Genomic DNA, 26,878 nt, shown 5'->3' with positions numbered 1-26,878 from the left:
TCTTGAAAATCGATCAACCTGCAAAGCCGCTTAGTAGTGTGCCGAATCAAGCCAACGTGGGGTCCAGCAAGGATAGTGCGGCCCGTGCCGCATCCACTGACGCCTCGGCCACCGGCAACGCCAACAGCGCCAGTCCGCCTATGCCAGCCGCCCTGAACTCACTGTCCGCGCAAGTGCGCCAGCTGCAAACCCAGTTATTGCAACCCGGCGCCGGCGATTTCGATGCGGCCAAGGTGGCAGAGATCCGCCAGGCTATCAGCGAAGGCCGCTATCAGATCAACCCCGAAAAGATCGCCGACGGCTTGCTCGATACGGTACGCGACCTGCTGGGCAAGAAACCGTCATGAGCAGCGCCTTATCCAAGCACCTGATCAAGCACCTCTACCAGGAACGGGCCGTCATGGAGAGTTTCCTCAGCCTGCTGGATCAAGAGGCCGAGGCACTGATCAAGAGCCGTTTTGAGGAATTGTCACTCATCACTGAGCGCAAGGCTGAGCTGGCCGAACGTATCACCCTGCTTGAGCAGGAGCGAGAGCAGCGGCAGCAGGCGGTCGGATTTGCACCAGGGCGCGAAGGTGGCGACGCAGTAGCTACCGCCAGTGGCAGCGATGCGCAACAGCTGTGGCATGCGTTGCTGAAAAGCGCCGCCCAGGCCCGCGACAACAATCATCGCAACGGCATCATGATCCATACCCATCTGGATTTTGTGCGACGCTCCATCAATTACCTGCGCGCCCACGGGCAATCGCTGTACGGCGCAGATGGCAAGCATCAGGTCGGACTTGGCAACGGCCATAGCCTGGCATCGGGCTGAAGCGCCGCACCAGGCCCGGGCAGGGCTTCCCGGTTTCTATTTGTAGCTGACCAATACCTGGCTGGCCGATCCCTGCAACGCGGGGGTCAAGGAGCCTCGGCCGTCGATAACAAAAGCAAATACAAAATTCGAAAAACCGCTGCCGCTGACGCTGGTCAGACCGACGCATCTGGCGTAATTGCACAGGTAAGCATGGATACCGGCGGGCGGCGCAGTCAGGAAGCTGTATTGCCAGCCGACCCGGTGCGTTTTCGAGGTTGCATTGATCCCCCCGCCGACCGGAGCAATCTGGGCCGATTGATAATGCACGCCACGTCGGAACATTGCCGGCACAGAAGTGGAACTGCTCCAGGAACCGGTAACTTGACTGGCGCTACCGGTGATGGCGCCGCTGTCAAGTTGCATGGCGCCGGGGCCGGCCACCAAATTTTTGTTACGCTCGAAATAAGTGCTCAGACTGATTGCCGCCGCTGGCCTGTCGCCGCCATAGACACTTGCGGCCGGCAACACCAGCAAGCAGGAAGCAGCGACACATAAATTGCGCAATAATCCGCGCGATCTGGATACGCCGTAAGACGAGACCGCCATCTCAGGCTACCTCGCTCCAGCTGGCTTCGCTCAAACGCACCCGTAAGCGGCTGATAGCCTGGCTATGCAGCTGACACACCCGTGACTGGCTGACCTCCAGCACGGCGCCGATTTCACGCAAATTCATCTCTTGCTCGTAATACAAACTGAGCAACAGCCGCTCACGCTCCGGCATCAGGCCAATCGCGTCCACCAGCATATGGCGCATGCCGCTATCCAGCATCCGCTGCAGTGGATCGTTAGCACTGCAGCGATCGCCAGTACCGTTCTGCCGGTCGAGAAAGGAATTTTCGTTGCTGCCGCCTTCGCAGTCTTCGTAATACACCAGTTGCGAACCGTGAATTTCCTGCAGCAGATGCTGATAGTCTTCCAAAGACAGTTGCATGGATGCTGCGATTTCACGTTCGGTGGGCGAGCGCGACAGTTTCTGCTCCAATGCCTGCACCGCCGCATCTACCTTACGCGAGGATTGCCGCAAGCCGCGCGACAACCAGTCGTTGGCGCGCAGTTCATCCAGCATCGCACCTCGAATGCGCTGGCTGGCATAGGTTTCGAATTGCGCGCCCTGGTCATCCTGATAACGATTGGCGGCATCCAGCAAACCCAGCATGCCGGCCTGGATCATGTCGTCCAGTTCCACGCTGGCCGGCAATTTCGCAATCAGCTGCAACGCCAGGCGCCGCACCAGTGGCGCGTACTTCACCAGCGTATCGGATTTATCTATTTTTCCCTGAGCTGTATACATGATGGGTTCCTCTTCCTGCCTTACTCACACAGTGTTCAGATTTCGGTTAACAACAATGCGCGATTTCATCAGTGCGCCCTCACGGTGGCTGCAACTTTAGTGGCGACCGGGGTGGCAACAATTCGGGGCCATTGCAGCAGCTGCGCAGCCATGCGACGGAAATCGACCGCCGCTACACTGGTCTGGAATGCCTCTACCACGCTCAGTTTCAGACCTTGGGCGCGTACCAGATACGGATCCGCCGCCACGCAACCGGCAGATTCCAGCGCCAATCCCAGATAACGGCTGCCGGTAGCGATCAGGTTGCTCAATACGCGCTGCGCTTCCGGCATGCCCGCCGCCAGATTGACCATGATTCTCAACCGCTGCAACGCGTGCGCATAGTGCAATTGCTTGATACAGGTGTAAGCCGCGGTAATCGATGCCGCCTGCGGCTGCAACACCACAACCACATCGTCGGCCTGTGCGGCCAAAGGCGACAACGCGCCGTTTTCATCAAGGCTGGCGTCGATCAGGATTACCTGGCCTTGAAACACGCTGCGCACCTCGACTGCAGCTGCAGTCGAATCGTCTTTGGACACTCGCAACAACAACGCGCCGCAAGCCATGCGCGATGCCGCAACCGACAGCGGCACGCCACCGACAACAACCTCCGACCAGCTACCGGCCGCATCTGCCGCCGACATCGCAGTGGCCGACTGCGCCCCGCTCTGCTCATCCAGCAACAACACTTCCTTTCCTTGTTGCACCAGAGCCGCAGCCAGGTTCAACGCCACACTCGTGACGCCAACCCGAGGACTGCTGCCGACCAATGCAATGACTTGTGCAGCGTGCATACCTGAATGCTGCGCCATCAGGCAGCGCAAACCGTCTGCCTGATCGCTGACCACTTTGTTCAAAGCTGCCACCTCAACCTTGCAACGCTGCGGCGCTGCTTGCCGCAGCAGGAGCAGGCGTTGCGTCAATCGCATTTTCGACATCCAGCGCCAACGCATCCAGCACTGCGATCAATTTGCCGAATCCTTCAAACAGCCCCGCCGTGGAGGCGACAGTGATAGCGCCGGAACGTATCCGGTGCCCCGCCAGTTGCGCCAAAAGCGCGCGTGCCGCAGCAGCCCAGCCATCCTGCCTGTGCGCCAAACGCCAAATGGTGGTGCTGACCTGCGCCGCAATCAACAGCCGCTTCTGCATGTGGCCGTCACCTGGTTCAGTGCAAGCATCAAGTTGCTGGATGGCCTGTTTAAGCAGTTTGTAATAGGGATCGGCGGCTTGTTTCCAGCAAGTCCATGCCACAAGTTGCGATGCCGTCGCCGACGACGCGACATTGCTCAGCAAATACCAGCTGGCAAGCAGCTTGCCGTTGTGTGGATCGGCAATGCGCGAGACCACGCAACGCAAGTTGGACAGGTACGCGCCATGCATTGTGTCGTCGCCTGGCAAATTGACAGCAACCTCTGCCAGCGTTTGTTGCGCCGGTTTGCCTTTGTAGACGACCTCCTGGGGAGCACTGAAGGTCAGCTGCGTAGTCAATTTTGCGAGTGTCGTCTTGCCGGCGCCGTCTTTCACACTGGTCGTGCCGCGCGCTCGTGTCAGCCAAAGCAGGCCATCAGCTTGCCAGGATTGAATCGTATCTGACGCCGGCATTCTGTCGAGCAGGTGTACCAGAGGCTTGCCGAAATCCTGCTTGCTAATCCACGCTAGCTGGCGCTGCGCCGGGGTTGGCAGGGCGCCCGCTGTGTCGGCCGCACGCGCAGTAGACAACAATTGATGTGGTGCCGCCAGCGGCATGCCATCGCGGTCTGACAGCACTACGCTGGATTGCAGAGTGTAGGCATCGCCGCTGCGGCTGGCAGTCAATTCAGTCTTGCCACTGATCGCAAGCACATAGGTAGCGCAAGCAGTCTCAATTTCTGTATTCGCTTGCATCAACAGCTTGTGGCTCGTCTCTTGGCTGCCGACGCTGTCGTCTGCCATGTCACGCCACAATGCGCTGCTTGCCTCGAAACCGATCTTGCCGTTGGTCAGCGCAGCAGCGTTGACCGCCAGCTCTTCAGCATCATGCGCCAATACCCGGATCAATTGCTGGCATTGCGTGCGCAAGCGCTCCGTAGTTGCGGCGGCAACCGCCAGCTCGGTGTCATTGCTCAACGCCGCCGGCAACTCGCCCAGATCGGCTTCGCCAGGTACGAACAAGGCACTCCGGCTGGCGCTTCTGAACACGCTGTCGACCAGCTCGGAACGCTCGGCGATCATCAGGTTTTCCGGTACTTTCTGGCCGCAGGAGACGTAGTGCACCGGCAGCCGATGGCGTATCACGGTATCCAGCAATGCCCCCGGATGGGTGGCCTCGTCGGTTTTTGTAAAGATGCAACCCGCCAGCTGATTGCCGCCGGCGCTGTCTTTATAGGCATGCACTACTTCGTTCAAGGTATCGCCATGGCTGGCTGCATTCAGCAGCAGCAGGCGCTTGACAGGCCGGCCGGCGCCGCACAGCATGGCAACCTGGTCGGAGACACTGCGATCGCGCTGGCTCTTGCCGACGGTATCGATCAATACCATGTGCTTGTCGCGCAGGTCATCCAGCACCAGTCGCAAATCGGCCGCATCTTTCACTGCATGCACCGATACGCCAAGGATCTTGCCGTAGATGCGCAGCTGTTCAAACGCACCGATCCGATAACTGTCAGTAGTCAGCAGCGCCAGCTTGTCGGCGCCAAAACGCATGACACAGCGTGCCGCCAGCTTTGCGGTAGTGGTGGTTTTCCCGACGCCGGTCGGCCCCATCAAAGCGTAGACGCCACCGTTATCCATCATGGCGTCTTCGTTTTCCATCAATGGCAGATTGCGCGCCAGTTCAGCTTTGACCCAAGCCATGCCTGTCGCAAAATTCTGACCGGTCGGCAAATGATCCAGCATCGCCTTCGCCAGGCTGGCGCTGAAGCCGGCGCCCAGCAAGGTGCGCAGCAGATGGCCACGCACCGGATCGCGGCGCTGTTTGTCATTCCACACCAGGCCGGCCAACTGCTCTTCGATCATGCCGCGCATCGAATGGATCTCGCTGATGACGCTGTCGTTGCCGATGGACGCGATTGTGGCTGGCGCCGGCTGCACCGCAACCGATACTGGCGCGGATACAGGTGGAGATACTGGTGCGGATACTGCGGTAGCCGCTGCGACAGGTACGACAGCCGTTGGCGGTGTTAAGGCGATCTGTTGATCAAGCGCAGTTTCCAGCATGGCGACGATTTCGGCGCCGGCAGCGGTGACCCGGTTGGAAACGATAATCGCATCCGCTCCCAGCCGTTCGCGTACCAGGCGCAGCGCTTCGCGGCCGGAAGGGGCGACGATGGTGATGCGGTTGTCGATGTGATTACTCATGTTCAAGCCTTGCCTCCGATGGTGGCGGTTACTTTGATGGTGCGGGTATCAGGAATTTCGGCGTGCGACAGCACCTTCAGCTGCGGCAAGCTGCGGCGTAAGAATCGCGCCAGCAAGACACGCAACGGATGTTGCACAACCAGCACCGGCGACAAGCCGAACTGTTCCTGGCGCGCAATCGCAACCTGTGTTTGTGTCAACAAACTGTCGGCCAGGCCCGGCTCCAGGCCGCTGCCGTTGGTCAACGCCTGCAACAGGACCCTGTCAAGCGAACTGTCGAGACCAATCACCTGCAACTCGCCGGTCCCCGGGAATAGTTGTTGCGTGATAGCGCGTCCCAGCGCCAGCCGCACCAGCGATGTCAACTCATTGGCATCGGTGACTGTGGCGCCGTGCTCTAGCAGCACATCGAGAATGGTGCGCATGTCGCGGATCGAAACACCTTCATCCAGCAAGTTTTGCAGTACTTTCTGCAAGGTCGTCAGCGACAGCATCTTCGGCACCAGGTCCTCGATCAGCTTCGGCGCGTCCTTGCCGACCCGGTCCAGCAGTTGTTGCACTTCCTGGCGCCCCAGCAGTTCGGCCGAATGGGCATGGATCAGATGATTCAGATGAGTAGCGATCACTGTGCTGGCGTCGACCACGGTATAGCCAAAGATCTGCGCCTGCTCCCGCATATGGTTTTCGATCCAGAACGCCGGCAAGCCAAACGCCGGATCGACAGTCTGGGTACCTGGCAACGTCGCGCTGACCTGCCCCGGATTGATCGCCATCCATTGCCCCGGCCATGCTTCGCCTTGGGCGATCTGTACGCCTTTGAGGGTAATCACATAGGTGTTCGGCTTGAGTTCGAGGTTGTCGCGGATGTGCACTACCGGCACCAGGAACCCGATGTCCTGGGCAAATTTCTTGCGTATGCTCTTGATCCGTCCCAACAATTCACCGTCCTGGCTGCGGTCCACCAATGAAATCAAGCGATAGCCGACTTCCAGCCCTAGCGGATCTACCAGCGCCACGTCATCCCAGCTGGCGTCGGCTGGTTCTGCTGCAGCGGCAGACGGCGGCGGCGTTGCGGCCGCATACTCGGCTGCGGCAGTACGTTGCAGCAAACGGCGGCCGAGATACACCAGGCCGCCAGAGATAATCAGGAACGCCACGTGCGGCATGCCCGGCACCAGCCCCATCAAGCCGATAATGCCCGCGGTCAGGAACAGCACTTGCGGATTGGAGAACAACTGCCCCATCAACTGCTGGCCGACATCCTCATCGGTAGTCACGCGCGAGACGATCACGCCGGCGGCAGTGGAAATTACCAGCGCCGGAATCTGTGCTACCAGACCGTCGCCAATGGTCAGCAGAGTGTAATTCTTGGCCGCCACCGAAATATCCAGGCCATGCTGAGCGACGCCGACGATGAGACCGCCGACCACGTTGATCACCATGATCAGCAAACCTGCCACCGCATCGCCGCGCACGAACTTGCTGGCGCCGTCCATGGAACCGTAGAAATCCGCTTCCTGGGCGACTTCGGCGCGGCGTTTACGCGCTACGTCTTCGCCGATCAGGCCGGCGTTCAAATCGGCGTCGATCGCCATCTGCTTGCCTGGCATCGCATCCAGCGTGAAGCGCGCGCCGACTTCGGCAATCCGTCCGGCGCCCTTGGTAATGACCATGAAATTGATCACCACCAGGATCACGAACACCACGATACCGACGGCGAAATTGCCGCCCACCAGAAAGTGGCCGAAGGCTTCGATCACTTTGCCTGCGGCATCCGGCCCGGTATGGCCTTCCAGCAGCACCACGCGGGTGGAAGCCACATTGAGCGACAAGCGCAGCAAAGTAGAAAACAACAAGACCGCCGGGAAAGCGGCGAAATCCAGTGCTTTCATGGTGTACATGCTGACCAGCAGCACCATCACCGACAGTGCGATATTGAAAGTGAACAGCAAATCGAGCAGGAACGGCGGCAAAGGCAGGATCATCATGCCGAGAATCATGATGATCAGCACCGGGCCTGCCATGCCCTTGATGCTGTTGCCTGCCAATAACGCCGCGCCTAAGCGTGGCAAGGCACTGAATGAGAAATCTGAACCTGCGGGCTTCATGCCGGGCTTCCTAATGTGTCAAGTGAATCGGGAACCGGTAAATCAGCTGGCGTGCGTGGTGCAATGCCGCCTTCGCTGCGCCAGCGCTGCAATTGGTATACCCAGGCCAGCACTTCGGCCACCGCGGTATACAGGGCGGCCGGAATCTCTTCGCCCAGATTGGTATGGCGATATAGCGCACGGGTCAAGGGTGGCGCTTCCAGCATCGGGATCTTGTGTTCGGCACCGATTGCGCGAATCCGCAACGCCACCAGGTCGGTGCCTTTGGCAACCACCCGGGGGGCGCGCATTTCTTTGTCGCTATATTTGAGGGCGACTGCGAAGTGGGTCGGGTTGGTGACGACTACGTCGGCAGTGGCGACTTCGGCCATCATGCGACGCCGCGCCATCTGCTGTTGCTGACGGCGGATCTGGCTTTTGACATGGGGATCGCCTTCGCTTTCCTTGTGTTCCTGTTTCAATTCTTCGCGCGTCATGCGTAGCTTGCGGTAATAGGTCCACAGCTGGTATGGCACATCGATGGCTGCCACCAGTAGCAGCGACGCGATGATCAGGCCGCAGCAATTGGCCACTAGCCGTACCGTGTGCGCCAGGGCGCCATGTATCGGCTCGCTCAGCAGGCCGAGCAGATTGTCCAGGTTACGGGAAATGACCCAGTAGGCGATGCCGCCGACCAGTACCGATTTGGTGCACGCTTTGATTAGCTCGGCCAGGGATTGGCTGGAGAAGATGCGGCCGATGCCGGCTACCGGATTGAGTTTTGAGAATTTCGGCGCTATTGCGTCTGGCGAGAACAGCCATCCGCCTAGCATTAACGGTGCTGTCAGTGCTGCCAGTGCCATCATGCCCAGCAGCGGTAGCAGGGCTTGCAGGGCTTCCTGCGCGGCGGCGGCGGCCTGGGTTAGCATGTAAGAGGTATCGAAGGCGGCGGCGCGCTTGAATTGCATGCCGTTGCGCAGGGCGTGGCCGATGTGTTCGGCCATGGGTACTGCCGTTAGCCACAGGCCGCCGATGCCGGTGGTGAGCATGACGAAGGTGCTTAACTCGCGTGAACGGGCAACCTGGCCTTCTTCACGCGCCTTTTCGAGGCGGCGTGGAGAACCGGGTTCCGTTTTTTCGAGATCGCTTTCTTCCGCCATGCATGCTCCGTACCAGAAGGGACGAATTGCGCCCTATCAATGTGGATTATTGATGCAAGCGGGGGGATGCAATCGGCCAAACAGGGTGGGGAACGGAGTGTTGCTCGGGCAATCGACGGGAATTGCCAGCATTGGCGCTGTAGTTAAATGGGGTCAGAGTTTTTTTTCGCGCCCTTTGCGAAAATTACTCTGACCCCATTTAACGGCCCACGGAGTACGTGTTGTTGCATGCGACGAGGGTTCAGCGTTATCTAAAACGGTAGCTACTCCGTGGATACATGCCGGGGGTAGCCCGGCAGCTACTCACTTTGCTTCGCCAAAGAAAGTAAGCAAAGAAAGGCGACCGCAAAGCCATTGCCCTCCCTTCGGTCAGGTCCCCAAATGTGGTGCGTATCAGCCGGGTGGAAAGACCAACTCGCTGCGCTCAAACATGTCTTCCCACAATTCCCGACTGACACGCGCCACATTTAGCAGCGTCCCAATGCGGACTTCAAATTCAAAAACCACATCAAAAACAACCGCAACTGCAATAGCCTTGTTGCCATGACGGTCTGTGATTATTATTTAATCTACTTGGCTCCTAAAACCCCAGGCTGGACAGCAAGTCATCGACTTGCTCTTGATCGGAAACCGCGTCTGGATTCTCGTCAGCTTTCATTTGCGGACCATTCAGCAAGCTGTTGTTGTCGCTACGTTTTTCCAGGGGCGTGTTGTCGATTAATACCTGTAGCAGCTGCTTCTCCATTTCGTGCACGACTTCCATCATCTTCTTGATTACCTGCCCAGTCAGATCCTGGAAGTCCTGTGCCATCATGATTTCCATCAGTTGTGCATTGATGGCTGAGGCTTGCTGCGGTACGTCTTTCAGATAATTGCGCGTGTCCAGCACCAGCACTCGTGCGTCGTCGAGCTCTACCGGGCTGACGAACCACTCGTCCCAACGCTGATTGAGGGTCTTGGCTTGCTTGCTTAGTTTTTCCTGGATTGGCTGGGCGACGTCGATTGCGTTCAGAGCTCTTTCGGCTGCGCGCTCGGTCATCGCCGCCACATAGTTCAAACGGTCGCGGGCGTCTGGGATTGCTTGCGCTGCTTTGGCGATTTCCTGGTCCAGGCCTAGCTCTCGCATGCTCTCGCGCAACAGGCGCGTCAGGTGCCCGATGCGGTTGACCAGCTGCTCGGCGGAATCTCCGGCGGCCGGCATCTGTAAGGCGTGCAGGCTCATATCACGCGCTCTCTTTCGCAATTTTCTCGAATATCTTGGTGATCTTCTCCTCCAGAGTTGCCGCAGTAAAGGGCTTGACCACGTAACCGTTGGCGCCGGCCTGGGCAGCGGCGATGATGTTTTCCTTTTTGGCTTCGGCAGTTACCATCAGCACCGGCAGTTTGGCCATGGCAGGATCGGCACGGATCGATTGCAACATGGTCAGGCCGTCCATGTTCGGCATGTTCCAGTCCGATACGACAAAGCCGAAATTGCCATCCTTGAGCTTGGCCAGTCCTGCTGCGCCGTCTTCGGCTTCGTCGACATTGACGAAATCCAGCTCCTTCAAAAGATTTCGTACAATCCGCCGCATGGTCGGAAAATCGTCCACGACCAGAATTTTGATACTTTTATCAACCATGATTACTCCGCACTAAATACTCCACACTAAAAATAGGACCTGCCAGCAATTGAAACTTGCACAAATTCCTGACGCTCTTTCTATATAACGTCACAAATGCAGGAAAAGAACAGGTCGGACCTGCCGTCACCACTCATACCCGGTTAGAACGTTCGCCGTATGACATCAGACGCGCCATCAAACGCTGGCTCATCTCACTGATTCCGGCTACCTCGTTAGCCGCGCCCATCTCAATCGCTTCGCGCGGCATGCCGAATACGACACAACTGGCTTCGTCTTGCGCCAGGGTGTAGGCGCCGGCCTGGCGCATGCGCAGCAAACCTGCCGCACCGTCGCGCCCCATGCCGGTCAGGATCATGCCGATGGCGTTCTTGCCGGCGTGCCTGGCTACCGAATCGAACAACACATCGATCGATGGCCGATGGCGATTGACCGCCGCTTCCTGGTCCAGATGGGCAACGTAGTTGGCGCCGCTGCGTGCCAGCGACAGATGAAAGCCTCCTGGGGCGATGTAGGCATGGCCAGGCAGTACCCGCTCGCCGTGTTCGGCTTCTTTGACGGTGATTCGGCACAAACCATCCAGGCGCTGCGCAAACGACCGGGTAAAGCCGGGCGGCATATGCTGCGCGATCATGATGCCGGGACTATCCGGAGGCAGCGGTTGCAATACTTCGCGGATCGCTTCGGTGCCGCCGGTGGAGGCGCCGATGATGATCAGTTTTTCAGTACTCAATAATGGGCTGTGGAGCATCGGCGTCAATCCCGTCCCCGTCTTTGCATCGACGCCGGGTCGACGCGCCGACTGCAAGCGGGCACGGGCGGCGGCGCGGATCTTATCGGCAATCAGGTCGGTATATTCCAGCAAACCTTCGCGGATGCCGAGGCGCGGCTTGGTGACGAAATCGACCGCTCCCAGCTCCAGCGCCCGCAGCGTTATTTCCGAACCACGTTCAGTCAGCGAGGACACCATCAACACCGGCATCGGCCGCAGCCGCATCAGTTTTTCCAGGAAATCGAGACCATCCATGCGCGGCATTTCGACGTCCAGAGTCAGCACATCCGGATTCAACTGCTTGATCAGATCCCGCGCCACCAACGGATCAGGTGCAGTCGCTACCACCGTCATGTCCGGCTGGCTATTGATGATCTCTGTCATCAAGCTGCGTATCAGCGCTGAATCGTCCACGCACAGTACTTTGATTTTTTTATCGTTCACGCGCTGCCCCCACCTTGTAGTACGACCTTCTTGCGAGTCGCCGTACGATTCGTCGTATCAAATAATTCAACCCTGCTGCGCACCGGCTGCTGTGCCAGTGTCTGCACCAGTTGCTGCTCATCGCGCTGGATCTGCTCGACATCGTTGATGCGGTGCAGCTTGCGCACCAGGACCTTGCCGCTTTTGGGAAAATAGCTGATCCGTCGCGGTAAATTGCCGCGCAAGTCTTGCGCTGCCACCCGCACCTGCTCCATCTGCAAATAGCGCAACACAAAATCGGCATTGCGATCGCCGATATTCAGCATCGTCATATTGGCCAGCACCGCACCGCCGCCGAATACCTTGGCTTCCAGGCGTTCGCGCCGGGCGCCTGCCTTGAGCAGCTCGTTCAGCAACATTTCCATTGCATAAGCGCCGTAGCGCATGGAGGCCGTGGCGTTGCTACCGTTCCTGCTGCCCCCGGAACTATCGTCGTCCGGCAGCATGAAATGATTCATGCCGCCGATGCCGGCAGTACTATCGCGCACGCAGGCAGACACGCAAGAGCCGAGCACCGTGCTCAACATCATGTCGTCCGGCGTGACGTAGTATTCATTCGGCAATAGCTTGACCGCCGCGCTGTCGAACTCGCGATCGAAGTAATGATGAGTCGCCACCGACTCTTCCGCAGCTGAAATCATGTGCCGCCCTTGGTTTGCCGGGAATCCAGCTCACGGTTCAGCTCGTAAACAGTTTGTCCGCGCAGCCGGAACGGCTGGCTGGCATAAGAAAAATTCTCGGAATGCCCGGCAAACAACAAGCCATGAGATTTCATCAGCGGCGCAAACCGCTGCAGGATCTTGTTCTGCGTCGGCTTGTCGAAATAGATCATCACGTTGCGACAGAAAATGGCGTCAAACTGTTCTTTCAGTCCCCACTGCGTATCCAGCAAGTTGAGCTGGCTGAATTGCACCATGGCGGCCACTTCCGGCCGTATCCGCACCTGCCCCTCGCGGACGCCGCTGCCCTTCAGGAAGAAACGCCTGAGACGTTCCAACGGCAATTTGCTGACCTGCTCCATGGTGTAGACGCCGGTCGCCGCTTTTTCCAGGACCTGGGTATCGATGTCGGTTGCGATGACCGTGGCGGTATTGGCGCGACTGCCCAACGCTTCAATCAAGGTCATCGCGATCGAGTACGGCTCTTCTCCGGTGGAAGCGGCGGAACACCAGACCGTCACCGGTGTCGTGCAATTTTTCATATGCTCGGCCAGCAATGGAAAATGATGTGCTTCGCGAAAAAAAGCCGTCAGATTGGTAGTCAAGGCATTGGTGAAAGATTGCCATTCAGCACTGTCCTTCTCGGATTCCAGCAATGCCAGATACGAGGTAAAGTCGCTCATGCCAAGTTCGCGCAAACGGCGTGACAGACGGCTGTAAACCATTTCACGCTTCTGCTCCCCCAACGCAATACCGGCACGCTGGTGAATCAGCGCACGGACGCGGGAGAAATCGCTATCGGTCAGCAAAAAATCCCGTGCTGAAGTCGCAACCGGACGGGCAGTCTGCTTGATGCTCATTTAGTAAGCCTTGCTCAGTAAGCCTTGACATGTAACATGCATGTAACGCGCATGAGACGGGTGGTTAAAATGGTTGCCAGTCGTTGTCGGCTGAAAACGGTGCGCGGCGCCAACCGCCTGTCCAATTACTTGTAGTGCAATATAAGCACCGCAACGGCAAGGCGATGCTGCGAACAACGGCCTGAAACACCGCTTTCTCCAGCTATCGGCGCATGCCGCCGCTCAAATACCTGGCCTACTGCTATGCAGCTGCACGGTGCAGCATTTGCGCATGCGGCGTGATATCGATCACTCTCTTTGTTTGTGCCGCGATCTGCACCCGCTCCAGCTTGAAGCCGCTGACCACCTCGGCCAGCGCACCGGCCTGGTCTTGCAGGCTGGCTGCAGCGGCAGCCGCCTCTTCCACCAAGGCGGCGTTTTGCTGTGTCACCTGGTCCATCTGGCTGATGGCCTGGTTGATCTGGTCGATACCCGAGGTCTGTTCCTGGCTGGCTGCGGTGATTTCGCCCATGATGTCGGTCACGCGCCGAACGCTGGCAACGATTTCGCCCATGGTGCTGCCGGCTTGATCCACCAGACGCGAGCCGATGCCGACTTTTTCCACCGAATCGTCAATCAGGGATTTGATTTCCTTGGCGGCGGCGGCGGAACGTTGCGCCAGATTGCGCACCTCTGCTGCTACCACGGCAAAACCGCGGCCCTGCTCCCCCGCTCGCGCGGCCTCGACCGCAGCGTTCAGCGCCAGGATGTTGGTTTGAAAGGCGATGCCGTCGATAACGCCGATGATGTCGACGATCTTCTTCGACGAAGTATTGATGGCGCCCATGGTGCTGACCACCTGCGTCACCACCGCGCCGCCATGGATCGCCACTTCCGAAGCGGACACCGCGAGCTGGTTGGCCTGGCTGGCATTGTCGGCATTTTGCTTGACGGTCGAGGTCAGTTGTTCCATCGAAGCAGCGGTTTCCTCCAGCGAACTGGCTTGCTCTTCGGTGCGTTGCGACAGATTTTGATTGCCCGCTGCAATCTGGCTGGAGGCCGTTGCAATCGTGTCGGTGCCGTTACGTACTTCACCGACGATCTTTTGCAAGCTCACATTCATGTCTTTCAATGCTTGCATCAGCTGTCCGGTCTCGTCCTTCGACCTGACTTCGATGTTGGCTGTCAGGTCGCCATCGGCGACACGGCGCGCCACTTCGACAGCAAATCCCAGGGGTTGCGCAACTACCCGTGCAATCCACAACGCCAACGCAAAACCCAACACCACCATGCCGGCCATCAGGCCGGCCGTCCATATCCTGGCTTTGTTATAGATGGCTTCGCCATTTTTGGCAGCGGTAGCGCTGCCATCGGTATTGACTTTCACCAAATGTTCAACCTGCTTATCCAGCTCTACGATGGCGGCCAGCGATTCACCGCGTATAACGCTTATTGCATCATCTTTTCTGAATGCACGCGAGAGTTCGACGATCTTCTTGTCCATTTCCAGATACGCCGGGATTTTTTCTTTTAACTGATCGTACGCGGCACGCTCCTGCTCCGTAACCATAGGCGCGTATTCGCTCATGTTTTTTTGCAGGTCGCCTTTGATATCGCTGATGAACTGGGCGCTTTTGTCCATATCCCTCACATCGTTCGACATGACGTGCTGCATTTCGATATTGCGCAGCAGCGCCAGGTTACTCTTTAGAGTGAGCAGCACCCGCACGCTCGGCAGCCAGTTGGTATTGATTTCGGTGGTGGTGGCGTTGACCTGACCAAGCTGAGCGATGGAGGTCACGCCCAATACCAGAGTCAGCAGCAGTATCAAAGCGAACGACAGCAGAAGTTTGGTCGCAATTTTCAAGTTATAGAACCAGGTCATGATTTTCTTTTCAGATGGGGGTTTCGTTTACGCCCAAGAGCATTTGGTACACGGTCGGCAAATCAGGAATTTGAATTTCGCCGGAGACTCGGAATTCCAGCGGCATATTCGCTTGCCTGATCGTGTTAACGGCAGCGCGTGCCGTTTCTTAAGGATTGCAGCTCAGGTTGCGCGTGGGAACGGGTGCCCACCCTACACGGCTACTTCTTAATACGCTGGACGAAAAAAAGCCTGGCAAGCCAGGCTGGGGATGAGGCGTATCTTCCGCCTCTGTCGCTACATCAGAAGTGTTTTGTCAGAATTACACCAGAGTCAGGGTAACGTCGACATTGCCGCGCGTAGCGTTGGAATATGGGCAAACCTTGTGCGCCTTGTTGACCAGCGCTTCAGCTGCGCCGGCATCCATGCCTGGCAAGGAGATTTGCAATTCTACTGCGATGCCGAAGCCGCCAGGAATCACGCCGATGCCGACCAGGCCGGTAATCGCCACGTCAGCTGGCAAAGTGATTTTTTCTTGCCCGGCGACGAATTTCATTGCACCGATGAAGCATGCAGAATAGCCGGCTGCAAACAATTGCTCAGGATTGGTGCCGACACCACCGGCGCCGCCCAATTCTTTTGGCGTCGTCAATTTAACGTCCAGCACATTGTCGGACGAGACAGCGCGGCCATCACGGCCACCGGTTGCTGTGGCTTGCGCTGTATACAAGATATTTTCAACTGACATGATTATTTCCTTTAATGGCCGTTGGGGAAATCCTTTGGATCAGACCAGTCGGCCGTACTGACGATCCGGATTAAAAGATACAACATTAAAATGACGCAAGAATGAAACGTCAGGCAAGACAAAACTTATACACAATTATATTGTTCGCAATTTATATCAAGTGCGAAATCATGCCCCTATCTTCAAGCAATATTACCTGCCATGGCAGCACGTAACCGCTGCAATTCCTTGGTCAAGGCATTCAATTCATCTAGCGAACATTCAGCACTGCAACTCACCTGCTGCGGTATTGCCTGGGCTTGCTGACGCAGATTTTTACCCGCGGCGGTCAAGCTGACAATTACCTGGCGTTCGTCGTGGGACGCGCGTTGGCGGCGTAAAAACCCACTGCTTTCCAGCCGTTTGAGTAGCGGCGTCAGGGTGCCGGAATCCAGATACAGGCGCTCTCCCAAGGCCGATACGGTGAGTTCGTCGCGCTCCCACAAGGTCAGCAGCACCAGGTACTGCGGATAAGTCAGGCCCAGTTTCTGCAACAGCGGCTTGTAAATCTTGGTCATGGTCAGCGATGCCGAATACAACGCAAAGCACAACTGGTTATCCAGCAGCAGGCTTTCCGGCCCGAATGACTCGGACGGGATGCTTGCGGTTGTTTGTTTGCTGGTTTCCATGGCTTGAATATTACATAGCTCAAAATTAAATTGCAAGCAATCTAGTTTGCATTTATAACTATCGCCGGGATTGCATTTAGCTATGCCCGGCGACTTGTCGCTACTTACACACTCATATTGCCCAAGGTGCTGGCCCGATAAGCCGCGACGAAGGTATCGAAGTCACCGGTCTGGCTACGCTCCAGGCTCTCTTGCTCGGACAGCGAGGTGGCGGCCAGAGTTTCGAAGTAATTACGTTCTTCCAGGCTCGGAGGATTCGCCAGGAAATAAGCCGCATGCGCCTTGCTTTGGCGCAGTGCAAAGCTGGCAAACGATTCCTTGTTCTGCTGCAGGATAGACAACACTTGCGCCGAAGGTGTCAGTTCAACCTGATCCAGCTTGAGGCTTTGTTTTGCCAGCGATGCGGCATGGGCGCCATCGCTGCGTTGGGCGTCGAGCAAGGCCGCAGCCGCGCCGATCCGCTCCAGCAATTCCTTGCCCCAGGTTTGCAAGCCGACCGGATTGCCGTCGCGCCGCAATTGCAATCCGGGACGCCGCCCTTCTTTCACCGCACGCGAGAAATTCTCGGTGTTTTCCAGACTTTCCTCATCGCTGGTCAACGGGCTGTCGTCCAACGCGCAGAACAGCAGGAAGGCGTCAAGGAAGCGCGAAGTTTCCAGGTTGATGCCCATCGGCTCGAATGGATCTATGTCCATGCAGCGCACTTCGATGTATTGCACGCCGCGTGCAGAGAGCGCCTGGATCGGCCGTTCACCGGAATTGATCACGCGTTTCGGCCGGATCGTCGAGTAGTACTCGTTTTCGATCTGCAGGATATTAGTATTGATTTGCACCCACTCGCCGTCGCGATGGGTGCCGATTGCTTCATACGGCGGGTAAGGCTGGCTGACCGCCCGCGCCAGGCTCTTGATGTAACTGTCGAGACTGTTGAACTGCGGCGTCAGACGGGCCTGGGCTTCGCTGGTGTAACCGAGGTCGCTCATGCGCAGGCTGGTGGCGTACGGCAGGTACAAGGTATCCTTGTCCAGTTGCTCCAGGCGATGCTGGCGGCCGTCCAGAAAACAGGTCGACAGGGCCGGCGATGCACCAAACAGATACATCAGCAGCCAGCTGTAACGACGGAAATTACGCACCGTCGCGATATAACTTTCCGATTGAAAATGCATTGCCGTGCCGTTGGCGCCGTCAGCCTCCTGCAAAACCTGCCACAGCCCTTCCGCCAGCGAATAGTTGTAATGGATGCCGGCGATGCATTGCATGCGCTTACCGTAACGCAGCGCCAGGCCACGCCGGTAAACGTGCTTCAGCATGCCCATGTGCGATGTGCCGTACCAGGCGATCGGAATCTGCTCTTCAGCCGGCAGATGGGCCGGCATCGACTGACTCCAGAGTAATTCATCGCCCAGCTTCGAATAGACGAAACGATGGATCACATCCAGCTCGGCCAGCGCCGTTGCGATGTCGTGCTCGGCGGGAGTAATGAATTCCAGCAGCGATTCCGAATAATCGGTTGTGATCTGCGGCTGCGTCAGCGCCGAGCCCAGCGCGCGCGGATGCGGCGTCAGGGCCAGCCGGCCGTTGCCGTCAACCCGTAATGTCTCTCTCTCGATGCCGCGCAAGCCCTGGCCTAGCAAGCCGCGATGCTGCTCTTGTCCTAGCAGCGCCAGCCGGCGAGTGTAATGATCAGTCAATTCAGCATCCTTTGTTGTCAAATTCATCATCTTGGGCTCTTTGGCCTTTGGTGATTTCATGATTTCGTGATTTTTGGTTTCGCGACGTTATTGCTGCCCGTAACTCGGGTCGTAGAAGGCGAGAATAGCCGAAAATGAAAGAACGCGTTGGATGTCGCCCGGAGCGCAATCGACAGGTGAAAATCGCGTCGACAACGTACTGGCTGCGCGCTGGTCGACACTGCATTTTATCAAATAGGCAATCTTCAGCAAATTTACAAGAATCCGCAAGGAACTCGCTGTCGGCGCAAACTTATGGGGGCGCACCCCTTATAATCCTGCTTTGCTTTCAATTTTCACGCCACCACTATGCCAGCTCAACTGATTGACGGAAACCTCCTTTCTAAACAACTGCGCGCCGATGTCGCCAAGCGTGCCGCCGCACTGACCGCACAGGGCAAGCAGCCTGGCCTGGCGGTGATCCTGGTCGGCGACAGCCCGGCTTCGCAGGTGTATGTCCGCAACAAGGTCAAGGCGTGCGAAGACAACGGCTTGTATTCTGTGCTGGAGAAATACGATGCGGACCTGACCGAAGCAGCCCTGCTGGCGCGTATCGATGCCTTGAATCACGATCCGAAGATCAACGGCATCCTGGTGCAATTGCCATTGCCGGCCCACATCGATGCCCACAAAGTGATCGAAGCCATCGCCGCGGAAAAAGACGTCGACGGCTTCCATATCAGCAATGCCGGCCTGTTGATGACTGGCCAGCCGCTGTTCCGCCCGTGTACGCCTTACGGCGTGATGAAAATGCTGGAATCGGTCAACTTCCCGGTGCGCGGCGCCCATGCAGTGGTCGTCGGCGCCTCGAATATCGTCGGCAAACCGCAAGCCATGCTGCTGTTGCAAGCCGGCGCCACTGTCACCATCTGTAATTCGAAGACGCGCGATCTCGGGCTGCATACCCGCATGGCCGATATCCTGGTGGTGGCTACCGGCAAACGCAATATCGTTACCGCCGACATGATCAAGCCCGGCGCCGCCGTGATCGACGTCGGCATGAACCGCGACGATAACGGCAAGCTGTGCGGCGACGTCGACTTTGCCAACGCCAAGGAAGTCGCCGGCTACATCACCCCGGTACCAGGCGGCGTCGGCCCGATGACCATCACCATGTTGTTGGTCAACACCATCGAAGCCGCAGAAAGAATGTAATTGCAATGACATCTACCGCTATCAACGCCAGCAATCCCCTGCTCGACTTTACCGGCCTCGCCAAGTTCGACAAAATAACGCCGGCCGACATCACGCCGGCGATTGCCGCGCTGCTCAAGCAGGCGCATACCGTTGTCGCCCTGCTGGAAGCGTCGACCGATGCCGTCACCTGGGACAATTTTGTCGTCCCGCTGGAGCACGTGACCGAAAAATTGAGCCGAGCCTGGGGCATTGTCAGCCATTTGAATGCGGTAGCGGATACACCGGAATTGCGTGCCGCGTATAACGAGAACCAGCCGAAACTGATCGAGTTCTGGACTGCGCTGGCGCAAAACCTGGCCTTGTTCGATAAGTACAAGGCCATCAAGAACAACCTCGATTTCGCCGATCTGTCGGCGGCACGGCGCAAGATAGTCAACAACGCACTGCGCGATTTCAAGCTGGGTGGCGCAGAACTCGCGCCGGCCAAGAAGACCCGTTTCGCCGAAATCCAGGAAAAACACGCAGCCCTCACCACCCGGTTCTCGGAAAACATTCTCGACGCCACTAACTCCTACGGCTTGTTTGTCAGCGACGAGGCCGAATTGGCAGGATTGCCGGACGACGTGCGCCAGGCCGCACGCGCCGCAGCCGAGCAGGATGGCAAGCCCGGGTATAAATTTACGCTGCACTTCCCGTCTTATTTCCCGATCCTGCAATATGCGGACAACCGCGGCTTGCGTGAAAAAATCTACCGCGCCAATGCGACCAAGGCATCCGAGCTGGGCGAAAAGCCGGAATGGGACAACAGCGCCAACATTGTCGAGATCCTGCGCTTGCGCAATGAAGAAGCGAAACTGCTGGGCTTCAAGAATTATGCCGAGCTGTCGCTGGTGCCGAAGATGGCAAAAACGCCTGCCGAAGTGATGCATTTCCTGAAAGACCTGGGCCAGCGCGCACGGCCGTTTGCCGAACAAGATCTGGCCGAGCTGCGCGCCTTCGCCGCAGAACAGCTGGGCCTGGCCTCGCTGGAAGCCTGGGACCTGGCTTACGCAGCCGAAAAACTGCGCGAGCAGCGCTATGCTTTTTCCGAGCAAGAAGTGAAACAGTATTTCCCGGAACAGGTGGTGGTCGAAGGCTTGTTCCAACTGGTGCAAAAATTATTTTCCATCGACATCAGCGCCGACCAGGCTGCGGTGTGGCATCCGGACGTCAAGTTTTTCCGGATCCAAAAAGACGGCAAGCTGATCGGCCAGTTCTATCTCGATCTGTATGCCCGAAACGGCAAGCGTGGCGGCGCATGGATGGACGATGCACGCGCCCGTCGCCGCGTCGGCAGTGAAATACAAACTCCGATTGCTTACCTGACCTGTAATTTCACCGCACCGGCGGTAATCGAAGGCGTCGTCAAACCGGCTTTGTTTACGCATGATGAAGTGATCACCCTGTTCCACGAATTCGGCCACGGCTTGCATCACATGCTGACCCGGGTTGACGAGATCGGCGTATCCGGCATTTCCGGCGTCGAGTGGGATGCAGTCGAATTGCCTTCGCAGTTCATGGAAAACTTTTGCTGGGAATGGGAAGTCTTGCAGCACATGACATCCGAGGCAGAAAGCGGCGAGCCCTTGCCGCGTGCGCTGTACGACAAGATGATCGCCGCCAGGAATTTCCAGTCCGGCCTGCAAACCCTGCGCCAGGTTGAGTTTTCCTTGTTCGATATGCGCTTGCATGACGATTACGATCCGTATGGCAGCCAAAGCGTGCAAGACGTAATCAATCAGGTACGCGCCAGGATCGCGGTCATCAACCCACCGCCGTTCAATCGCTTCCAGCACTCCTTCGGCCACATTTTCGCCGGCGGCTACGCTGCCGGTTATTACAGCTACAAGTGGGCTGAAGTATTGTCGGCAGATGCGTATAGTGCGTTTGAAGAAGCGGCGTCGCACGGTGGGAATGTGGTGTCGGCGGAGACTGGCAAAAAATTCCACGACGAAATCCTGGCCGTCGGCGGTTCACGTCCGGCGCTGGAATCTTTCAAGGCATTCCGCGGACGCGAACCGAGTATCGACGCCCTGCTGCGGCATAGCGGCATGGCGGCATGGCGGCATAGCAGTTAGTAGCAACACGGAAAAACCTTCGCCGCGAGTCGGCGATTCTTACTACAACAAGGGGAAGAGGATGAGGGTTGGGATGAAATTCGCTGCAACGTTTTTTCTACTGATGTCGGCCGCTAGCGTACAGGCACAACTGTATAAATCCACCGGCCCGGATGGCAAGGTAACTTATAGCGATACGCCGCCGGCCGCTGGCAAGGTGATACCGCAAAAAGCCGTCGCTGGCGAAGGTAGCAACAGCGGCGACGGCCTGCCATATGAACTGGCGCTGGCGGTCAAGAACCATCCTGTCACCCTGTATAGCTCGGAAAAATGCATCCCCTGCGACGATGGCCGCAAACTGCTGAACGAACGCGGCATTCCGTTCAGTGAAAAAACCGTGAAGAGCAATGAAGACATTGCTGCATTACACAAAATCTCGAAGGACGACCAGGTGCCCGTGCTGACCATTGGCAGCAACAAGGAAAGTACCTTCTCGCCCACCGCCTGGGGTACCGCGCTGACCGCGGCCGGTTACCCCGAAAGCAATCGTTTGCCAAAAACTTATCGCAATGCTGCTCCGGTAGCCGCCGCACCTGGCGCCGCCTCCCCGGGTAAATCCGCAGCGCCTGCCGCCAATACTACCAGCACTGCCGGCAACGGCGACGCATTGCCGGCGGCAGGTAACGCGCCCCCCGGTTTTCGCTTTTAAGACATTGCCGCCCCACTATCATTACTCATGACGCAAATCGACTTTCACACCAATATCTCGGACAAATTTCTGTACACCTGCCGACTGGTGCGCAAAGCCCGCATGGCACAACGCCAGATCGTCATATTGAGCAGTAATGCCGAGGATCTGGCGACGCTTGACCAGGCACTCTGGACATTTTCCGAGCACGACTTCCTGCCGCACGTCAGGGCCGGCGATCCGCTGGCGGCACAAACCCCGGTGATCCTGGCCGCCGACGAAGAAACCGAGTGGCCGCATCACCAGATCCTGGTCAACCTGTCCGGCAGGACTCCACAGCATTTCGCCCGCTTCGAAAGAATGTTCGAAATCATCTCGCTGGCCGAAGACGACAAGGCCGGCGGGCGCGAGCGCTATCGTTTCTACCAGCAACGCGGCTATCCGCTGACCCATTTTGTTGCTGAAAATGTTTGAGGAATATCTGATGAACAACAGCAAGCTTGACGCGAATATCCCTTTATTGACCGAGGTCATTGTTCCGCTACCGACTTTGACCGACATTATAGAGACGCCGCCAGCGGCTATTGTCAACGCTGAAGTGGCGGCGTCGACATCACCATCGGCGTCGACATCGGCCATCGAGGATGAAGACAGTTTCGAGTTGCCCTCGGCCCAGCGGGAAATCACGCTGAGCCAGCACGACTGGGAGCGGCTCGAGGCGGAGGTCAGGGAAAAAGTATTGCAGCAACTGCAGGACCGGATCGATTTCGTCATCGAGCAGCGGGTCCGCGACGGCCTGGCGGACGTGTTGCAGACTGCGGTGGAAGGCATGGCGGCGCAAATCAGAAGTGGCTTGCATCAGACCCTGGATGAAGTGATTTGCCGAGCAGTAAGCCTGGAATTAGTCAAATTAAAAAAAACAAACATTTAGCGTAATTTTTTTGATTTTCAATCACTATTTGCAATGCCGTAGATAAAAGCAAAAAAAATAGATCTCATTTTGATCGCCTAAAAAATCTATGTTTTCTTACAATAGCGCTATTGAAAAGCGGTAATTTTGTTTAAAAACGGTGGCTTTTGGAGATGAGATGAAAGTAATTGTATTGGGCGCCGGCGTTATCGGCACTAGCTCTGCCTGGTTCCTGAACAAGGAAGGTCACGATGTGACAGTGATCGAACGCCAGCCAGGTGCGGCGCAGGAGACCAGCTTTGCCAACGGTTGCCAGATTTCGGTATCGCATGCCGAGCCTTGGGCCAATCCGCAAGCGCCGTTGAAGGTGTTGAAATGGCTGGGGCAGGAAGATGCGCCGTTGCTGTATCGCTTTCGTCCGGAATGGCTGCAATGGAAATGGGCGTTGAACTTCCTGCGTGAATGCACGCCGGCACGCACCAACGACAATATCCGCCAGATCGTCGCCATCTGCGAATATAGCCGCCAGACCTTGCAAGCCGTACGCGCCGACACCGGTGTCGACTACGATTGCCTGACCCGCGGCATCCTGCATTTCTATACCGACCAAAAAGAATTCGATATCTCGCTGCCGGCCGCGAAACTGATGCGCGACCTGGGCTGTCCGCGCGACTCGATCAGCGCCGATGAAGTGGTGAAAATCGAACCGGCCCTGGCCAGCATCCGCGACAAAATCGTCGGCGGCGACTTTACCGCCACCGATGAATCCGGCGACGTCTATAAATTCACCTCGGGCCTGGCCGATAAAGCCGCCGAAGCGGGCGTAAATTTCCAGTACAACACCAGTGTCACCCGCCTGATTACTGAAGGCAGCGGCGCCGGCGCCAAGATCACCGGAGTCGAAGTCATCAATGCCGACGGCCGTCACGAGGTACTGCATGCCGACGCTTTCGTGGTTGCCATGGGCAGCTTCTCGACACCGTTGCTGAAACCGCTTGGTATCGAGCTGATGATTTATCCGGGCAAAGGTTACTCCGCCACCTATCAGATTACCAATTCCGAAGCCGCGCCAAGCGTCTCGCTGACCGACGACGGTTACAAACTGGTGGTGTCACGCCTGGGCGACCGCCTGCGGGTGGCCGGCACCTGCGAACTGAACGGCTACACGCGTGAACTCAACACCACGCGTTGCGAAGCAATCACACGTCGTACCCGCGAGCTGTTCCCGGACGGCTGCGACTACGACAATCCGGTTTACTGGACCGGCCTGCGCCCGATGACGCCATCCAACGTGCCGTATATCGGCAAGACCAGAATCAGCAACCTGTTCCTCAATACCGGCCATGGCACGCTCGGCTGGACCATGGGTTGCGGTTCCGGCCGCGCTATCGCCGAGATCGTCTCGGGCCGCCGGCCGGAGGTGGATTTTGCCTTTACCGGCATGCCGCGACAGGCACCCCAACCGTTGATTTTGCCGCGCCCTGTGCAGGCATGATTGCCGTCATGCCTGCTGTAGCAAGGCAATGAGCACGCAATAAAAAAGACCGATGCTGTCGCCAGCATCGGTCTTTTTTTATCTGTTTTTTATCCACGGCGATCGGCTGTGACATGGCGCGGTTTTTGCGTATGTGTCTGCGGGAATCAGTCGCGCCGCTTTTTTGTTGTTTCGGCGCACTGTTCGAGTGCATCACTTGGCGATGCGCACCTCGACCGTTGCCGGCTTCTCGTCGAAGGCGACCCGTGTAACGAACTTGGCGCGCTTCATCGGAAAACGAGACTGGAAATGGCGGACATTACCGGAACCCGAAATGACCCTGCGCACAAACTGATAATAGGCATCCATATCGATCACGTGCACGACCAGAAAATAATCGTAATCGCCGGACACGAAATAGCATTGCATGACCTCGGCTTCCTTGTTCATGCGCAGTTCGAATTCCTGCATGTGCTCGTCCGACTGGTGGTTCAGCGAGATTTCAAGAAACGCCAGCATGCCGTAACCGAGTGCGAACGGATCGACCAGGGAGACATCGGCGCTGATGATGCCGGCCTCGCGCAAGTCACGCAAGCGGCGCAGGCAGGTTGGCTGCGAAATGTGCGCTTTTTCGGCCAGGGTGCGGGTCGGCATTTGATTGTCGCGCTGCAGCAAGTTCAGCAGTTTTCGATCGACTTTGTCTAGGGTGTGTTGTTTGCTCATGCCATGGAGATTAGGGGGTGCGCCAGCTGTCTTAAGAATTCGCAAAAACCGCTATGCGAAGCGTTTTTTATGTTGTAACGTTGCTTTATTCGGATCAGTCTGAATAAATAATAGAAAAGCAGCGGACGGTAAAACTGTAGTTAGATTGTTTTATTTTAAATCCTCAGGAGGATATTCATGCAGAACAAGATCAAAATGATTCCGTTGGCTGGCGCAATTGCAATGGCTTTCGCCTTTGCCGGCCCAGTTTCAGCTCAAGAAGTCGTCACCATCGGTCAAGTCAGCCCGCTTACAGGTCCTAACGCCCACATCGGCAAGGACAATGAAAACGGCGCCACGATGGCGATCGAGGAGCTGAACGCCAAAGGCACCATGATCGGCGGTAAAAAAGTTACTTTCGTATTGGCTTCCGAGGATGATGCATCCGATCCGAAACAAGGCACTGCAGTTGCGCAGAAGCTGGTGGACGCCAAGGTCAAGGGTGTTATCGGCCACATGAATTCCGGCACGACCATCCCGGCATCGAAGATCTATTACGATGCAGGCATTCCGCAAATCTCGCCATCCGCCACCAATCCTAAGTACACCCAGCAAGGCTTCAACACCGCGTTCCGCGTGGTGGCCAATGATGGCCAGCTGGGCGGCACCCTGGGCCGCTACGCCATCAATACACTGAAGGCCAAGAACATCGCCGTGATCGATGACCGTACCGCGTACGGCCAAGGGGTTGCGGAAGAGTTCGCCAAGAGCGCCAAGAAGGCCGGCGGTACTATCGTCGCCACTCAGTTCACCACCGACAAAGCTACCGACTTCAACGCGATTCTGACCTCGATCAAGGCCAAGAATCCCGACCTGATTTTCTTCGGCGGCATGGATGCGGTCGGCGGCCCGATGCTGCGTCAGATGGACCAGCTCGGCATCAAAGCCAAATACATGGGCGGCGACGGCTTGTGCACCACTGAACTGGCCAAGCTGGCCGGTGCAGGCTTGAAAGACGACCAGGTAGTCTGCGCCGAAGCTGGCGGTGTGCCAGATGCAGGCAAGGCAGCGCTGGAAGACTTCAAGGCCAAGTACCAAAAGAGATTCAACCAGGAAGTCGTGATCTACGCACCGTATGAATACGACGCGCTGATGACAATGGTTGACGCCATGCAAAAAGCCAAGTCGTCCGATCCGAAAAAATACTTGCCGGAACTGGCCAAGATTCACCACCAAGGCGTGACGGGCGTGATCTCGTTCGACCCTAAGGGCGACATCAAGGACGGTTCGCTGACTTTGTATACCTACAAGGATGGCAAACGCACTTTGCTGACAGTGACAAAATAATCGTCTCGCGCAGCATCTGGAAACGCCCCGTCTGACGGGTAATGCCGTTCAGTTAAGACTGGACGGCATTTTTATTTTGGGCTTGTAAACGTTCGGGCCAGCTGTTAACCTGCGTGTCGATGCTCGATGACACTCTCCATTTCCTTGCAAACCACCTCGAAGCGCCTGACTGGCGTCGGCTAGGAGAGCATTTGCCTGTCGAATGGATTGAACAGGCCGTGCAGCGCACCGACGCAACGAGCATCCGCCATCGCCGCCTGCCTGCCGAGCAAGTGGTCTGGCTAATGGTGGCATTGGCGCTATATCGTCACAAGTCCATCAGTGAAGTACTCGATGATCTCGGCTTGGCGTTGCCGGACTCTCAGGT

Annotated in this window: 26 protein-coding genes; 10 read left to right on the top strand and 16 right to left on the bottom strand. The window is 57.2% G+C overall.

Features of this window, described 5'->3' with window-relative positions; all coding sequences use genetic code 11:
- Positions 1 to 2: 2 nt before the first annotated feature.
- Entirely contained in the window at positions 3 to 347 is a 345-nt protein-coding gene (gene flgM, locus BM029_RS17500) for a flagellar biosynthesis anti-sigma factor FlgM (protein ID WP_092438173.1), read from the top strand.
- The gene (locus BM029_RS17495; protein WP_092438171.1) at positions 344 to 814 is read left to right on the top strand and encodes a flagella synthesis protein FlgN; all 471 of its coding nucleotides are present in this window, start codon (positions 344 to 346) and stop codon (positions 812 to 814) included. The genes flgM and BM029_RS17495 overlap by 4 nt, the downstream gene beginning before the upstream one ends.
- A gap of 36 nt (positions 815 to 850) precedes the next feature.
- Here BM029_RS17495 and BM029_RS17490 read toward each other — a convergent pair whose 3' ends face one another.
- From BM029_RS17490 to gshA, 15 genes are all read right to left on the bottom strand, one after another.
- Positions 851 to 1,402 carry a flagellar protein FlhE gene (locus BM029_RS17490; RefSeq protein ID WP_092438169.1) on the bottom strand — a complete coding sequence of 184 codons (552 nt, stop codon included), beginning with the start codon at positions 1,400 to 1,402 and terminating at the stop codon, positions 851 to 853.
- A 1-nt stretch (position 1,403) separates the two neighbouring features.
- Positions 1,404 to 2,147, bottom strand: a complete 744-nt coding sequence (locus BM029_RS17485; protein WP_092438168.1) for an RNA polymerase sigma factor FliA — start codon at positions 2,145 to 2,147, stop codon at positions 1,404 to 1,406.
- 68 nt (positions 2,148 to 2,215) lie between these two features.
- Positions 2,216 to 3,118: a P-loop NTPase family protein gene (locus tag BM029_RS17480; protein WP_092438166.1), complete on the bottom strand. Its 903-nt coding sequence runs from the start codon at positions 3,116 to 3,118 to the stop codon at positions 2,216 to 2,218.
- Positions 3,057 to 5,525, bottom strand: coding sequence for a flagellar biosynthesis protein FlhF (flhF, locus tag BM029_RS17475; protein WP_244545109.1), 2,469 nt, complete (start codon positions 5,523 to 5,525; stop codon positions 3,057 to 3,059). Before flhF ends, BM029_RS17480 begins: the two co-directional genes overlap by 62 nt.
- Positions 5,526 to 5,527: 2 nt before the next feature.
- On the bottom strand, positions 5,528 to 7,633 hold the full coding sequence (gene flhA / locus BM029_RS17470; RefSeq protein ID WP_244545108.1) for a flagellar biosynthesis protein FlhA: 2,106 nt from the start codon (positions 7,631 to 7,633) through the stop codon (positions 5,528 to 5,530).
- Positions 7,630 to 8,772: a flagellar biosynthesis protein FlhB gene (flhB, locus tag BM029_RS17465; RefSeq protein ID WP_092438162.1), complete on the bottom strand. Its 1,143-nt coding sequence runs from the start codon at positions 8,770 to 8,772 to the stop codon at positions 7,630 to 7,632. The genes flhA and flhB overlap by 4 nt, the downstream gene beginning before the upstream one ends.
- Before the next feature lie 580 nt (positions 8,773 to 9,352).
- Positions 9,353 to 9,994, bottom strand: coding sequence for a protein phosphatase CheZ (cheZ, locus tag BM029_RS17460; protein WP_092438160.1), 642 nt, complete (start codon positions 9,992 to 9,994; stop codon positions 9,353 to 9,355).
- Between the two features lies 1 nt (position 9,995).
- Positions 9,996 to 10,394, bottom strand: coding sequence for a chemotaxis response regulator CheY (gene cheY, locus BM029_RS17455; protein WP_092438158.1), 399 nt, complete (start codon positions 10,392 to 10,394; stop codon positions 9,996 to 9,998).
- Between the two features lie 133 nt (positions 10,395 to 10,527).
- Entirely contained in the window at positions 10,528 to 11,550 is a 1,023-nt protein-coding gene (locus BM029_RS17450; RefSeq protein WP_244545112.1) for a protein-glutamate methylesterase/protein-glutamine glutaminase, read from the bottom strand.
- Between the two features lie 56 nt (positions 11,551 to 11,606).
- A complete protein-coding gene (gene cheD, locus BM029_RS17445) occupies positions 11,607 to 12,290 on the bottom strand; it encodes a chemoreceptor glutamine deamidase CheD (RefSeq protein WP_092438154.1) in 684 nt (227 codons plus the stop codon).
- On the bottom strand, positions 12,287 to 13,168 hold the full coding sequence (locus BM029_RS17440; RefSeq protein ID WP_092438152.1) for a CheR family methyltransferase: 882 nt from the start codon (positions 13,166 to 13,168) through the stop codon (positions 12,287 to 12,289). Before BM029_RS17440 ends, cheD begins: the two co-directional genes overlap by 4 nt.
- Before the next feature lie 241 nt (positions 13,169 to 13,409).
- The gene (locus BM029_RS17435; protein ID WP_170851123.1) at positions 13,410 to 15,032 is read right to left on the bottom strand and encodes a methyl-accepting chemotaxis protein; all 1,623 of its coding nucleotides are present in this window, start codon (positions 15,030 to 15,032) and stop codon (positions 13,410 to 13,412) included.
- 301 nt (positions 15,033 to 15,333) lie between these two features.
- The gene (locus BM029_RS17430; RefSeq protein WP_092438150.1) at positions 15,334 to 15,759 is read right to left on the bottom strand and encodes an organic hydroperoxide resistance protein; all 426 of its coding nucleotides are present in this window, start codon (positions 15,757 to 15,759) and stop codon (positions 15,334 to 15,336) included.
- Between the two features lie 182 nt (positions 15,760 to 15,941).
- A complete protein-coding gene (locus tag BM029_RS17425) occupies positions 15,942 to 16,427 on the bottom strand; it encodes a MarR family winged helix-turn-helix transcriptional regulator (RefSeq protein WP_092438147.1) in 486 nt (161 codons plus the stop codon).
- Between the two features lie 104 nt (positions 16,428 to 16,531).
- Positions 16,532 to 18,178: a glutamate--cysteine ligase gene (gshA, locus tag BM029_RS17420; RefSeq protein ID WP_371329133.1), complete on the bottom strand. Its 1,647-nt coding sequence runs from the start codon at positions 18,176 to 18,178 to the stop codon at positions 16,532 to 16,534.
- 288 nt (positions 18,179 to 18,466) lie between these two features.
- On the opposite strand from gshA, the gene folD reads away from it, so the two are divergent.
- The 6 genes from folD (at position 18,467) to BM029_RS17390 (ending at position 24,483) form a co-directional block, all read left to right on the top strand.
- Positions 18,467 to 19,312, top strand: a complete 846-nt coding sequence (gene folD / locus BM029_RS17415; protein ID WP_092438144.1) for a bifunctional methylenetetrahydrofolate dehydrogenase/methenyltetrahydrofolate cyclohydrolase FolD — start codon at positions 18,467 to 18,469, stop codon at positions 19,310 to 19,312.
- 5 nt (positions 19,313 to 19,317) lie between these two features.
- Positions 19,318 to 21,411, top strand: coding sequence for a M3 family metallopeptidase (locus tag BM029_RS17410; RefSeq protein ID WP_170851122.1), 2,094 nt, complete (start codon positions 19,318 to 19,320; stop codon positions 21,409 to 21,411).
- Between the two features lie 73 nt (positions 21,412 to 21,484).
- The gene (locus BM029_RS17405) at positions 21,485 to 22,099 is read left to right on the top strand and encodes a glutaredoxin family protein (protein WP_244545107.1); all 615 of its coding nucleotides are present in this window, start codon (positions 21,485 to 21,487) and stop codon (positions 22,097 to 22,099) included.
- A 27-nt stretch (positions 22,100 to 22,126) separates the two neighbouring features.
- The gene (locus BM029_RS17400) at positions 22,127 to 22,552 is read left to right on the top strand and encodes a DNA polymerase III subunit chi (protein WP_092438140.1); all 426 of its coding nucleotides are present in this window, start codon (positions 22,127 to 22,129) and stop codon (positions 22,550 to 22,552) included.
- A 10-nt stretch (positions 22,553 to 22,562) separates the two neighbouring features.
- A complete protein-coding gene (locus BM029_RS17395) occupies positions 22,563 to 23,009 on the top strand; it encodes a hypothetical protein (protein ID WP_139217278.1) in 447 nt (148 codons plus the stop codon).
- Positions 23,010 to 23,166: 157 nt separating this feature from the next.
- Positions 23,167 to 24,483 carry a D-amino acid dehydrogenase gene (locus BM029_RS17390; RefSeq protein WP_092413769.1) on the top strand — a complete coding sequence of 439 codons (1,317 nt, stop codon included), beginning with the start codon at positions 23,167 to 23,169 and terminating at the stop codon, positions 24,481 to 24,483.
- Positions 24,484 to 24,675: 192 nt separating this feature from the next.
- Here BM029_RS17390 and BM029_RS17385 read toward each other — a convergent pair whose 3' ends face one another.
- Positions 24,676 to 25,185 carry an Lrp/AsnC family transcriptional regulator gene (locus BM029_RS17385; protein WP_092438136.1) on the bottom strand — a complete coding sequence of 170 codons (510 nt, stop codon included), beginning with the start codon at positions 25,183 to 25,185 and terminating at the stop codon, positions 24,676 to 24,678.
- Positions 25,186 to 25,362: 177 nt separating this feature from the next.
- On the opposite strand from BM029_RS17385, the gene BM029_RS17380 reads away from it, so the two are divergent.
- Positions 25,363 to 26,511 carry a branched-chain amino acid ABC transporter substrate-binding protein gene (locus tag BM029_RS17380; RefSeq protein WP_092413771.1) on the top strand — a complete coding sequence of 383 codons (1,149 nt, stop codon included), beginning with the start codon at positions 25,363 to 25,365 and terminating at the stop codon, positions 26,509 to 26,511.
- Positions 26,512 to 26,630: 119 nt separating this feature from the next.
- Positions 26,631 to 26,878, top strand: a 248-nt coding sequence (locus tag BM029_RS17375) for a transposase domain-containing protein (RefSeq protein ID WP_170851121.1), incomplete at its 3' end; no start/stop codon positions are given.

Origin of the sequence: Collimonas sp. OK607, assembly GCF_900111995.1 — a bacterium.
Taxonomy (GTDB): Bacteria; Pseudomonadota; Gammaproteobacteria; order Burkholderiales; family Burkholderiaceae_D; genus Collimonas.
This window is presented reverse-complemented; position numbering and strand designations above follow the sequence as displayed.